Origin of the sequence: Pseudomonas viridiflava (assembly GCF_900184295.1) — a bacterium.
GTDB classification, from domain to species: Bacteria; Pseudomonadota; Gammaproteobacteria; order Pseudomonadales; family Pseudomonadaceae; genus Aquipseudomonas; species Aquipseudomonas viridiflava.
The window spans coordinates 1,033,063-1,045,779 of sequence record NZ_LT855380.1 but is presented as its reverse complement, the minus strand read 5'-3'; the positions used below and the strand labels follow the sequence as shown (position 1 = coordinate 1,045,779).

The 12,717-nt window shown below is 54.5% G+C and carries 12 protein-coding genes; 5 read left to right on the top strand and 7 right to left on the bottom strand.

All coding sequences use genetic code 11. From position 1 onward, the window contains the following. Nucleotides 1–26: 26 nt before the first annotated feature. The 7 genes from CFBP1590_RS05050 to CFBP1590_RS05020 all read right to left on the bottom strand — a co-directional run bounded on the left by CFBP1590_RS05050 (nt 27) and on the right by CFBP1590_RS05020 (nt 6,926). Nucleotides 27–731, bottom strand: coding sequence for an HAD family hydrolase (locus tag CFBP1590_RS05050; protein ID WP_004887470.1), 705 nt, complete (start codon nt 729–731; stop codon nt 27–29). After that, nucleotides 732–1,682 (bottom strand): HpcH/HpaI aldolase/citrate lyase family protein, encoded by a 951-nt coding sequence (locus CFBP1590_RS05045; RefSeq protein WP_088234585.1) that lies wholly within the window; start codon nt 1,680–1,682, stop codon nt 732–734. Then, entirely contained in the window at nt 1,682–2,776 is a 1,095-nt protein-coding gene (locus CFBP1590_RS05040; protein ID WP_029243846.1) for a cysteine protease StiP family protein, read from the bottom strand. Before CFBP1590_RS05040 ends, CFBP1590_RS05045 begins: the two co-directional genes overlap by 1 nt. Next, nucleotides 2,769–3,527 (bottom strand): HAD family hydrolase, encoded by a 759-nt coding sequence (locus tag CFBP1590_RS05035; protein ID WP_029243845.1) that lies wholly within the window; start codon nt 3,525–3,527, stop codon nt 2,769–2,771. Before CFBP1590_RS05035 ends, CFBP1590_RS05040 begins: the two co-directional genes overlap by 8 nt. Further along, the gene (locus tag CFBP1590_RS05030; RefSeq protein ID WP_088234584.1) at nt 3,520–4,653 is read right to left on the bottom strand and encodes a phosphoribosyltransferase domain-containing protein; all 1,134 of its coding nucleotides are present in this window, start codon (nt 4,651–4,653) and stop codon (nt 3,520–3,522) included. The genes CFBP1590_RS05035 and CFBP1590_RS05030 overlap by 8 nt, the downstream gene beginning before the upstream one ends. 77 nt (nt 4,654–4,730) lie before the next feature. Next, the gene (locus tag CFBP1590_RS05025) at nt 4,731–5,873 is read right to left on the bottom strand and encodes a trypsin-like peptidase domain-containing protein (RefSeq protein ID WP_088234583.1); all 1,143 of its coding nucleotides are present in this window, start codon (nt 5,871–5,873) and stop codon (nt 4,731–4,733) included. A gap of 54 nt (nt 5,874–5,927) precedes the next feature. Continuing rightward, a complete protein-coding gene (locus CFBP1590_RS05020; protein WP_088234582.1) occupies nt 5,928–6,926 on the bottom strand; it encodes an ATP-grasp domain-containing protein in 999 nt (332 codons plus the stop codon). 119 nt (nt 6,927–7,045) lie between these two features. On the opposite strand from CFBP1590_RS05020, the gene CFBP1590_RS05015 reads away from it, so the two are divergent. The 5 genes from CFBP1590_RS05015 to tnpB all read left to right on the top strand — a co-directional run bounded on the left by CFBP1590_RS05015 (nt 7,046) and on the right by tnpB (nt 12,700). Continuing rightward, nucleotides 7,046–7,597 (top strand): DUF1523 family protein, encoded by a 552-nt coding sequence (locus tag CFBP1590_RS05015; protein ID WP_025996007.1) that lies wholly within the window; start codon nt 7,046–7,048, stop codon nt 7,595–7,597. 399 nt (nt 7,598–7,996) lie between these two features. Beyond that, a complete protein-coding gene (locus CFBP1590_RS05010) occupies nt 7,997–9,265 on the top strand; it encodes a hypothetical protein (protein WP_050575671.1) in 1,269 nt (422 codons plus the stop codon). A gap of 3 nt (nt 9,266–9,268) precedes the next feature. Next, nucleotides 9,269–10,402 carry a hypothetical protein gene (locus CFBP1590_RS05005; protein ID WP_088234581.1) on the top strand — a complete coding sequence of 378 codons (1,134 nt, stop codon included), beginning with the start codon at nt 9,269–9,271 and terminating at the stop codon, nt 10,400–10,402. Between the two features lie 345 nt (nt 10,403–10,747). After that, nucleotides 10,748–11,524: a hypothetical protein gene (locus CFBP1590_RS05000; protein WP_145958169.1), complete on the top strand. Its 777-nt coding sequence runs from the start codon at nt 10,748–10,750 to the stop codon at nt 11,522–11,524. A gap of 816 nt (nt 11,525–12,340) precedes the next feature. After that, nucleotides 12,341–12,700, top strand: a complete 360-nt coding sequence (tnpB, locus tag CFBP1590_RS04990) for an IS66 family insertion sequence element accessory protein TnpB (RefSeq protein WP_004883347.1) — start codon at nt 12,341–12,343, stop codon at nt 12,698–12,700. Nucleotides 12,701–12,717: the final 17 nt, after the last annotated feature.

Below are 12,717 nucleotides of genomic sequence, written 5' to 3'. Positions count from 1 at the left end.
GGAAGTCGGATAAAAGTGTTACAGCCTTACCGTGTTGGCCCATCTTTGCCATCGGGATTGTGTAACTTGGCGTTAATGGGACCTTTGTAACGCCCTTTTCGCCAGGTCGGATGGAAGTGACGCCAGTGTGCATCCTGCGCTGCGGCGAGCAATTCGTGATCACCTCGCGTATCGCCCCAGGCACGCAGGCGGAATTTGTTGAGCGGTCCGTAAACACTTTCAAGTCGCGCAACCTTGGAGTCGCAACGGCAATTGCTGCCTTCGATCAAACCGGTCAGTTTGCCGTCGATCACTTCAAGATTGGTTCCGATCAGCTCGACTTTCAGCCGATCGGCGAACGGCTGCAGGACCATAGCAGGCGAAGCTGAACAAAGCGTGACAATGGCGCCCTTCTCCAGCTCGGCCGCAATAGACTCCAACGCGGCCGGACGCATCAGGCGTTTCCAGTAGAGTTCGCAGAACGCCTCGGCTTTCTGCTGGAGCCACTGCGCTTCGACGCCGGTCAGGAACGCCTTGATCAGACGGCCCTTGAGCTCGTCGCGCGTCACGCGTTTGGTCAGGTAACCGATGCTGGGCAATACCAGTCTGGCCATGCGCACGGAAAAGGCGCGCTGTCCAAAGGCGAATTTGAGAAAAGGAACGAAGCTGTCGTGTCGGGTAATGGTCCCGTCAAAGTCGAACACCGCCAGCAGGCGCTGTTCCACTTCGATTTCAAGGTCAGGTTCTATCATCTAGCTAACTGCCTCAGCGAGTCGAATGCTGGCATCCATGATCGAAGCGGGTGCGGGTAACACTCCATGCCATTTGGCGCGCTCCATGATGTGGGTTGCCCATTTGTAATGGGTCGCCGGTTCACACATCGCGTCGTTGTACTTGAACACAGCCGGCGCGACAGAGTTCAAAATCATCCGGGCCGAATTCATGTCTTCCAGGCTGACGCGAAGTGCATTCTGAATGATATTGACCTGCGATGGGTGAATTGCGGTCTTGCCGACCAGACCATTGGCAATATCCAGGGTCAATTCCTGCTGCAGGATGTCGGGCGTGGCCAGTTGTTCGAACACGGGAGCGGTAAGCGCGAACCCTTGCGACCCCATCACACCGGCCAACATTGGAATGACATACCCCATCGGCGTTCCGTACAGGGTCATCGCGGGGTTGCGGCGCAGCCCCAGGCAACCCATCAGGTCGTTACCACCAATGCGCAAGGCAATGATCCGCTCGTCCAGATTGGCTTTCAAGGCCTGCCCCAGTTCGACCATTGCCGTCGGATTGAACACGTCCGGCGTCTCCAGGGTCGGCATCAGCGCCAGCGCCGGATTGGTCACGGCCTGCTCCCAACTGCTCAGGGTTTTCAGCGAAAGCTTGGGCACGACGAAGCCGTCCACATGAGCCATCAGCGGCCAGTCATTGAGGATGCGCGCCATCGCTGCGTCGCGCGGACGGACGAACAGCAACGGACCGTTGGCCGGACGGCCGCCGCGATCCTGGATGCGGGTCAGTACCTGACGAAGGTTGAGCAGCGCCGTCTCGATGTCGATCAGTGCAACGGCGTCCTCCAGGCAAACGACCAGCGAGCGCAGCTCGGGCAGCTTTTCAGCGAACACCACATCCAGAATATCGTCGCGGGTGGCGGGCATGTACAACGTGGCCCCCAGTGCATAAGGCGAGAATAAGGCCATTAGCTCAGACTCCGGATGATGGTTACCGCCCTGTAGGGCCCAAGGGCACTGCCGACCTGCTCGACAGGGATGCCCGCTTTCTCGGTCAGGTGCATGAGCAACTGCACGTCGCTGTCGGAGGTGTCGCGGACCAGCACGTGGTCCGGCACACGGCGCATGACCGCACGCGTTGCTTCGGCAATGCCCGGTTTCACGCGGTTCAGGTTGCTGATTTCGAAACGCTCGGCCAGACGCTGGACGACCTCGGACGCAGCCGATTTGAGCTCAAGCTGCTGCTCGGGCGTCCATGGTGTCACCGTGACAGTAGAACCCTGGCCCCGCCGATGGTTCTCGATATGTTCGATGAACGACCGGGTGACGTCATGAGCCTGCAACTGATCGTAGACCACGCAGCCATGCAGCCCACCTTTGGCAGGCCAGATCGAGCGCGACACCAGCCCGGAAACGGTCGCGCCCAGAATGCCGGACGGGATCACCCAGTCCTCACTGGACGCCGCCAGCCAGGCGCTGCCGCAAGGATCGGCCAGCACGACAAGGCGCGGCTGCTCAGGAAACCGGGCATCACCTGCCAGACTGCGTTTGATCTCGCCGGAAATCGCACCCTTGCCGGTCCAGCCGTCAACAAAGAAGATATTCTGAGCGCCATGGGCCTTGATGATGGCTTCGAGCGCCACGGTGTCGATACCGCGGTCGCGAATAATACTGATGCCGTAGTGGTGCGCTTCACGCCCCAAATCAATCAAGGCACGACGCAACAGCACGCCGAGCGGCAGACCAGCGCGCACGAACGACACCAGAACAATCTCGCCCCCCCGGCATTCAAGGTCCAGCGCCTGCGCCAGAGACTGAACGTCTGCGGCCATACGAGCGCCATTCTGCGCCAGCGTGCGCTCGAACAAGGCCTTGTGCGCTTCGCTCGGGGCGGCTTCTTCGCTGATCATTTCCGAGTAGTGTTTTTGCTGCGTCTGAATCAGACGCTCCTTTTCCTGCACATCCGTCGTCTGCATCTCGACGCGACGCAGCAGGAAATGCACATCGTTTTCCAGGTAACTGCCGCTCCCCACGGTATCCAGCCCGTGAACCGGATTACTCATGCGCAGCCCCGACAAACATCCTGGCCAACTGACTGCGGGCGGGCGTGGCCCACCAATGGCACTCATCCATGAAACCCAGGTCGGTAATGCTGTCGCCAAAACCCAGCACCGGGCGTTCGCCATTCACCGCCTTGTCGCGAAGCAGCCATTCCTGGACGGCGTAGCGCTTGGCAAGACCGTTGGGCAGAAACGCAAGATTGTTGCCGTTGCCATGCACGTGCATGTCGTCGAGCAAGCCGCGGGCCTGCACCTCAGCCAGCACTCGGGTCAGAATGCTGTCATCGTTTTCATTGTGCTTGGTGACCACGTAATGAAACAGCCGGGCCTCTTCCACGACCCAACCGCGCAGTGACACCCCCATGTCCTGACCGATGGCCAGTGTGGCGGCCGACAACTCATGTAGACGCGTCTGGTAGGCAGCGAGCGTCTGCTTCATTTGCTCGTGCCAGTCCTTGTCGACGCGCCCCATCACGTCGAGCATGACGCCACCGTGCGAGCAGATTGCTCCTGCGGTAAACGGCAGTTTGACCCGGCTGTACGCCTCGACGCTGCGCGCCGTCACCGGCACCACATCGGAGTGCGCCAGCAACCAGTGGGCAAACGACTTCTGCACGTTGGTCATGTAGCCGTTGGCATTACCGCTGATGTCGAGCGTGGCGACATGCTTTTCGATATCGGCAGGGGTTTTGCGAGCGGTCTGGAACAAGGTGTCGTCCAGATCGACGAAGATCAGCGGGCGGACATCATTCATCGCAGACAACCTCGGCATTCAACGCGTCAATCAACTCGGCAGGCACGGCCTGGCTCGGCGTTTCGGTGCAGATCAGTACCCGGTCGAACTGTCCGGGACGCACGTTGTAGAGAAAGTTGGGGATGCCCAGCCCGTAATTGTCGGAGAACGACAGCGCGTGATCGATGGCATGTCCCAGCGCAATCGGCGAACGGCTGGTCGAGCTGAAATGCACGTCGGCTCCGGCTTTTTCCAGACGCTCGGCCAACAGAAACGGTCGCCAGACGAACTCGCTGGTGCCCACCACCAGAACCCGTTCGCCCTTGGCAACCTGAATGTTCGGGGCCAGCGTGTCGTCCACCGACAGCACGCCCAATCGGCCCCAGTCATTGGCTGTTACCAGCGGCCAGTCGCCCATGGCGACGGTGCCGACTTCAGGCATCTCAGGCATGGGCGCGCTCAGGTCTTCATCGAACGAGTAGGAACCCTGCAACAGCGAGACCTGCTCAGCCACTGCGCCCATCGAGGTGCTGACCGCGCCTGCCGACCAATCGGTCAATACACAGGTCACGACGCGTTCGAGCTTGTCGAGCCCGGCATCGACCAGCGCACGGTGAAGGTTGATAAACGTCTTGCCGGTGGACGCCTCGTCATCGACCAGCACCAGCGAACGGGCATTGAGCATCATGTCGCGCAGCGCAGGGTCGGTCGGCAAATGGATCAGATGAGCACTGGCGTGGCTGTGCTCTTCCTCGAAGCGTGCAAACAGGTCGGTGCCTGTCGGGTGACGCGTGCTGACCAGATACAACGCATCCGCACGCGTGGCGCTGTAGGCACGATGCACACCGGCACCCAGACCGACAGCGGTTTCGGCCATGCCAATCACCAGCACCGGGCCGGGCAGATCGGCGGGGATCTTGTGCGCGAGGTCCTGAAAGCTTTTGAGCATCAGACTCGGGCGAACCGGTATGTGCCGCCCAAGCACTCGCGAAACGAACAGGAAGGCACGTTTGGGATTGCGGCGTTCAGCAAAGCCGAACAATGAGTCCGGGGCAATTGTGGACGCATTGACGCTCACGTTGAGGGAGCCCCGGAGCAGATCAGCACGAAGCCTGACGGGTGTGGAAGAAGCTGCGCTGCTGTCCATCGATAATTCCTGATTAGCGGGGTCGCAACCCCTGGCGCCTGCATGTCGAAAACGGCTTCTGAAGAGACCTTCCGACGTCACTCGCGTGAGGCTTCGACAAGCCACAGCGATGACTGGGCAGCACGCGTAATTTCTGTAGTGGTGTAGGTCCTTTCCGATCTGGCGTGCGGCGCATCGATGCGGCACGCCTGCAGAAAGGACAGAAGCAGTGCGGACTTGACCGCGAAGTTCATGTTTTGCCCGTCCGGCACCGTGGACGTCACCATCCCGATGACCGCCCCGCCGCTGTCGAACAGCGGGCTGCCACTGGAGCCGGGTTGAATGGGCGCCGTGAACTGGAACAGGCTGGCGTCGCTGTGCAGACCGAAGAGCCCGGATATGCCACCTTGCGTCACCTGCAGACCGCCGCCGGAAATGGAGGCCAGTGGATAACCCAGCACCACGACGTTATCACCTGGCTCGCAGCCAGGACCGTCGCGAAACGTAACAGCAGATAACGGCGAGGCTCCCTGCACGCGCAGCAGAGCGATGTCATTACGCCGATCGATCACCACCGGTTCGGCCTTGTAACGGCCTTCCAGCGAGTTGATATAGAAGACGCTCATGTCTTCGATGACGTGCGCACAGGTCATCACATGCGCAGGCCCTACGACGAAGGCTGTTCCGGTCGCCGATTGATGATGCGAGCCGCCGCCGTTCGGAGCGCCCGCCGGACGCCGGGGATGACGATCATCGACCTCCAGCCCGATTTTGCGCCCGAAAGCAGACAACCCATACGCCGAGCCTTCGCTCAACGCACGAAACTTCCATTGTTCGTTACGCTTGTAGAACTCGCCGATAATGATCGCCGCTTCGCCGTTGTCGCGCAGGTCGATGCGATGCTCGATTTCGCCGTCCACCTGCAGATGCAGGCTGCCGATCTCGCGAACCGGCCCGGTGGCCGAGAACACGTACACCATCAACAGCACCCGATCACTGCCGGCCGGAAGGCGGTCCAGCTTCAGCGTACAGCCCACGTTCTGCGGGCCGCCGCTCCACTCCATCCAGTTCTGTTCCTGATGCAGCAGCGCCGGATCGCCCTTGGGCTGCCGCTTGTCATCGACAGCGAGTAGCGCGACTGCCGCATATTCGCCAAAAATCGAAGACCGGCCACTGTCCAGATTCCAGGTGCAGAGGGGATTTGCTAAAGCAGTATTTGCACCTGGCGCCAGAACCTTCATGCCCGATCCTCCCTGATAAGAGCGATTAGTAATAGCAAAAATCTATTGTGCGGATCATACAGTGGCCCGCACGGCAACGGTGATGGCCTTTACTTGAATATCGTCGAGCCAATGTGTTTCCGGTTCTTTCAAGCCCAGACGCCGCGTCGCGAAAATGCCCGGCAGATTGATGCCGGTTTCCCGCGTATATCCAATTCCGCCCGAATAGCGCGGGTTGATTTCGAGCAAGCGCGGCTTGCCGTCGGCATCGTCGCGGGTCTGCACATTGATCAGGCCGTCACAGGCAAAATGCTCTGCGGCACTGACCGCCAGACGGACCGCTTCGCTTTCGCGCTCGAAGGTCTGGTTCAAGCCCAGCTTGCGCCGCCCGACGAACGCCACGACCTTGCCTTGCTCGCAGACCATGTCCACCGAACACTCGTTGCCGGGCATATAAGGCATCAGCAACATAGGCGGACGGTCTTCGGACTGACGATAGGCGTTCAGGTACGCGCTGAAGGTCGTCTCACGCGAATCGGGGTTGGCGAAACAACGAAAGTCGTCGACGCCCTCCTTGAAGCGCCAGAAGCCCTGACCATAAATCCCGACCGTAGGCTTGATACACACTTCGCCAGAGCTGGACAGCGCGTCATAGGCGGCCTGTAATTCCTGGGCATTGCTCGCCAGGATGCCCGGGATGCAGGCCAGACCTGCCGCTTCGGCCGCAGCTGTGAAACGGTTCTTGTCGTCGACATCCTGAAAGGTCTTCAGCGACGTTCCCCCGGTGACGAGGTCCAAGCCTTCAGCGACAAAGCGCTCACGCTGTTCTTCGTAACGGCTGCCGACGCGCCCGGCGACGATCACCTTCACGCCGAGTGAGCAGGCGGTCTCGATGACCCAGTCGATGCGCTCGTCGTTGTCAGTCGGTTCCTGCAGGGCCACATCGGCCTGCCCAGTAATCTCCGACCGCAACTGGCGATGGGATGCGACAATCTGCACCGAAGCAGGCAAGGCATCGCGAGCGCCCATGATCACTTCACGCTGGCTGGACTGCCCTTCAAGGAACCAAATCATGTAAATCTCCAAAGGACAGGTCCGCCTCAAACGGCCTTGTCGAATTTTGTAATAACTGTTTTGCTTCGAAATGTTCGGATTAAGGCAAAGTCACGCAATTTTAAACAGAGGACGCTGGTATGAAGTGGCTTAAAAGGTCGATTTGGCTTGTGGTATTCGTAGCATTCGGGATCGGCGCATTAAGCCTCTATTACGTCCTGCCGCGCCATGATGTCGTGATGATCACCGGTGTGGAAGTCAAAAGAATGGACGCCGACGGCGTCATCAACGCCGAAAACCCGGCCGACGGCCCGACCCGCGACGTGTACTTCATCAACACCGAGCACCCGGACAACAAAAACGTCGTGGTCTACCGTAACGAAGACACCGGCTGGAGCTTCCCGTGGTACTTCAAGTTCGACTCCGCCGACATCCAGGCCAAAGCCCAGGGCTACTCCCGCGACTCCCAGCAACTGGCGCTCATCCGCTACTACGGCTGGCGCATCCAGATCCTTTCGATGTTCCCCAACGTGACCCAGGTCGAAGCCGTCACCACCCGTGACGAACCGTTCCCGGTGTTCAACGCGATCTTCTTTGGCGTGCTGATTGTGCTGCTGGTGCTGATCGTCGTCGTGATCCGCCGCCGCTTTCGCAGGCCGACGCAGCCGCGGGTGGATCAGGTGGTGAGGTAAGCTACCAGTGCAACACCAAAATCCCGACCTTTTCAGGTCGGGATTTTTGTTTCTGGTGCAAAAATATAAATCGAATCGGCCATATAAAAGCGCTGACTTCGGCCCCATATGAAGTTTGAAAACAATCATTTGGGCAAATTGAGATGATTAAGGACTCGCTACAGCTATCTTGCAGCGAGTTAGAAAAACTTCTCAAACAAACTGAACCTGCGCAGAGCCCCCCCCAAAATGTCAAACTAATAGCGCCAAAATATTGTACAGTCACTGAGCGCGATGTCCCACAGCGACAGCCTGGCGTTATGATGGCTAGTCGGCAAAAATCATGTAACCTGCGTATTCAGCGTACTGGAGGGATCAACGGTGCAAAGCAGCTCATCAAGGACCAAATGGGGGCAACATATGGATTTGAGCTTGGATAAAGAGACGACTGGCGCGTGGATTATCCACCACTCTAGGAAGATTGCTTCGGATACTGCAGCGCCGGCAGAGTACTCCGTCATCGACGAAGCTGGAAAGGCTGCACAACTCTTGATGAGATTCGGAGAAACTCAAGAGTCCAATCTCGGGATGCAGGAAGTGGCCGCAATTGCTATGGCTACGGGCCTAAACCCTCGGGTGGAGCTTCCCCACTATCTTGAACTACTCAAAGCAAGACGACTAATTGACATTGGAGGGAATGAGATACAAGTTATCGGAGTGACAACGCGAGCAGTTTTGTCACATGCAGCCGATATTTTCAAAGACGCTCAACCGGGTACGCATGAACAGGCGGCGATTGCGATAGGGGAAATCTCATCTCAAGCCCCAGTCTCGCTTACGAATGCTAAAGAGTTCGTTGGCGACACTTACAAAATGAAGTCATCTGACGTTGACGACTTCATTCGACGCTCTGCGGAAATTGGTTTTATCGACCAAGAAGGCGACGACCCATCAAACACCTTAATTTTTAATGGAAACCTTTTTAAAAAAGACTCGGTAGCCAAATCAGCTCGAGTACTTTCCTCGCTATCGACATCAGAGCAAAGTAGTTTACTCTCTATAACAGAGAAACTAAAAAATGCAGGCTGTATTTACGCAGACAATTGCGAAAATGAGCTCGGAGTACCACTTTTTGAGAAACTCAAGGCGGCAGGCGTTTTAGAAGTAAACACAGTCTCGAACGAGCGAGGCGATCATGCTTTTGTGACGCTACCTGGGGCGTTCCACAAATATGTGAACCCTTTGATCGATGATACTTTTGACATGGCAAAAGCTCTAGTGTCAGCTTTGTCATATGGAATGCAGCTCCGCCCCTCTTCACAAGGGCGAATTCTAAGCTTCGACTGGATTCTAGACGCCCTAATCGCAGGCCGAACTATTGGCCCCGCCTCTGCAATTGGCGCAGACTATCGGGTCTTGGAGCAGAATCGCGTCATTCAATTGCTTCCGGCAAATTCCAACATGTTCCGTATGAAGCTCTTGAAAAAAGAGGTTGGTGAGCTTGCCCTTCAAGTTCTTAAACGCGGAAATGCAAATGCGGAGGCAATAAACACGCCCCCAAGCGCCCCTATGACTAGTTATAAAGGGCCCGAGTATGCACGCGAGCAAACGAGAAAAAGACAGTCACAACCGAGCAAGCGCCATACGCATGATATCCTGAGTACACTTCGGGGCAAGAGAGGAATCTGAGAAATGGCCAAAACTGGAGATAAGGGCTACGTACTAGAGGAGCTTCTTCGAGCTTACTTTCTTCGAGCAGGGATGTACGCAGTGCGTGGCGTTCCGTTACAACTCAATGGTGACGACCTGACCGATGTCGATATATGGATATACGAGCAATCAAATGGCTCCTCTCGCAGACGTCAGATAGTGGACGCGAAATCTAAATTAAAGCCCAAGGCCATCGAACGTGTATTGTGGACTAAGGGATTGCTTGAACTCCTCCAAGTAGATGGTGCGCACGTTGCGACGACTGATTGTAGGCCTGTGATTAAAGATATTGCAACGCGTCTTGGGGTAACAGTCCTTGATGGGGCGGATATCAAACGAATGTCGGAAAGCGAAAAAATCATATTTCCAGAAAGGCTGAGTGAGGAAGATCTTGACAAGCTAATAAAGTCGATAGACAAGGGCCGCAGAAACAGAGAGTTTCAAATTGGCTATCAAGATCTTAAGGCCGGGCTAATCGACGAGTTCGGTCCAGGAACGGTTAATAGATCGCTAGATCACTTCGTTGCATTTGCACGCTCACTAGTTTCAAGTCATCCCAGCAGTCCTGCGGCCGAGACGGCAATGCGACTTACATATATTGCTGCATCGATAGTTGCGCTTACTTTAGATTTCTGTCTTGCAAAAGTTTTTTTCAAGTCAGCAGAAGACAGACGCAAAACCATCTCCAACATTATTAGATATGGTGACGAAGAGGAAGCCCCCGGGCTTGAGAAGGTTCGAGTTGCTGCGGCTCTAATTGAGCGTTATGCACCTAATGGCCGCGCAGTTTCACAATCCATGCTTAACTCGATACGTGCAGATCTTCAAAATATTCCTGCTGAAATAATCACGGATCATGTGTTGACCCAAATGAAAGGCGTTCCGCTATTTCAAGTAGCACGCTCGCTAGAGTCCGAGGGGTTCAGGACAAAGCCACGAGGGTTTGACCAACTAAAATTGGAAGAGAAATCATTCCTCGGGATTCTGCTGGATTTTGCAGGGCTAGATCGCTCGGCATTTGCGGACTCTTGGAGTGGAGGATCTGCGCAGCCATACGAAGCTTCGAAAATCACTGAGTCTAACCCGACAGGCTCACTTTTTGAAAATCTTTATTAAATTAAAGCTGGAGCATTGCATGTTCACACTAACAACAGTGCTCCTCAAGCATAAATTTTATATTTAGCCTGCCTAGTAAGGGCAGACAGAAAAACCGACTCGTGTGCGTGCATGTGAAACCGCATCATCAGTTGCTTACGCTAAACAAGCGTAGTTGCAGTTTTCGAGACTCATAATAGGCCCTTGCTGATGTGAACAGCGTTAACATATCTGACAGGCTATCAATGCGATATCCTAGCAACTAACCGCATTAACATAAATATATTTTTGTCGATACTTAATCACAGACATCTGTGTAGCAAACTCATCAACCCACTTTTTTTCAAGCTATTAAGAGATTCGCTCGTGAATAAAAATTCAGAATTGGCGCGTAGAATTGCATTTAAAAATCTCAAACATGGCTTTGAGACAGGAGATACAATTGCGCTGCTATCTTTTATACATTCCGTACTAGGAACTATATCATTTGCATTTCTTCTAGCACTATTTAGTCTCGGGGGAAATATCGACAAATACACCATCATATTAAAAATGTCTATACTTTTATTTAGTATTGGTCTAGCTGGCAATGTCATTGTTTTTGGATTCATATCCTTTACGAAAAACAATCGGGAAGTAGTATGGATTGCGCAGCAATCATACATTTACACATCTCTCACATGGGTAGCGTATCTGTCACCATTCGCCGGGACCTTTATGCTGGTTAATTTTCACTCACAGGTTTCGGCAATAGCTTTCATTTTTACTACTATGATTTTTTTAGCAGGCATGGTTTACCAATTTAGACACTTAAAAAACTTTGATCACAAAATTCACAGAAAAATAATCAGTGCAATTGAAAGCGATGATCTTCCCACCTTACAAGCCTTGCGCGCTTGGGATTTTAAGGATGAAATCTCCGCCGGTCGCGACACGCCAAATAAACACGCTTATACGATAAGATTTAAAGAAACCGAAAAAGAAGTTATGACCACCAAAGCTATAAGTTTCAAAAACACTGTATTTGTCGGCGATAACATATACATAAACGACAACAGTAAAAAAGCCTTGACGATTTCAAAAATCATTCATACCCCAAGCAAAACGATCCTTGAATGCGTCTTTGAAGAAAGCGGTCACTGAGATAACTTCCGTTGACAATAGCTTACTAGTGCAAGTTATTTTGAATTAAATTTATGACACTCTCAAGCAATTAAATTAATAGAGATCAAGCCTAAACTCAGCATGCGGGCTTACTTAAAGGATACCCGCATACCTGACAAACTTGTACTGTAAATATCTTTACACAACGCGTAACGAGACTCTATCAAACGAAACTTTACGCGCACAAACGACAAGCATAGGTCGCGGTAGGAATGGCAGTCACCTGCCACCCCCCGTACAGATCCGTACGTGCGGAATTACCGCGTACGGCTCCTGCCTTGGGTTTTAACGCCGAACCGGGTTATGAGATAAGGATGCATTGTTAGCTCACGCGGATACGGGATGAACAGTCTTGCCAGCGCAGTCATGCGCTCCCAATTCAGTCGATGTCGCTGACTCCTTCGTTTAAGGGCCTGCCTCCATGCTCCGATAACTTCACGGCGGAAAGCATCCAGCCGTTTTGTATTACCGAGCACATGGTAGTAATTGCAGTAACCCGTGAACAGTCGATTCAGCCACTTTCCGATCACGAGAACCGGTTCGTGCCTACGCTTATGCAGTTGTCTGCGTATCTCTTTGAGTGTTGCTCTCATACGCTTGGCGATGGTCACCCGCCCGACCTCGAACATCCCATTCTTGGCTTGACTACAGAAATGACGAAAACCAAGCAGCCAGTCCTGGATGTGGGTGCAAACCGGCGGCCCACCGAATGTAAGCGCTCCATAAACCCCACATTCAAAGCACTAAGCTAACGCGGGATGCTGGGCTCCCGATACTCTCAGGAGCCCGTGCGCCATGATGCGACCCGACGCCAAAGTCGAAAAAGTGTACCTCTACCCCAAACCTGTAGACTTTCGAAAATCCATCGACGGACTGGCTGCGCTGGTCGAACTGGATATCAAGGTTGCCGTGTTCGACCCGGTACTTTTCGTTTTCCTCAACAAGCCGCGCAACCGAGTGAAAATCTTGTACTGGGAGCGCAACGGCTTCTGCCTTTGGCTCAAACGCCTGGAATCAGAGCGATTCAAAACATCGCCCGATGCCACCGACGAGGCGATTGTCCTCACCGTCCAGGAACTGAACTGGCTGCTCGACGGTTTTGACCTCTGGCGTAACCGTCCCCATCAGGTTTTGACGCCGCGATTCGTGGCCTGATTCGGTATAATCCAGGG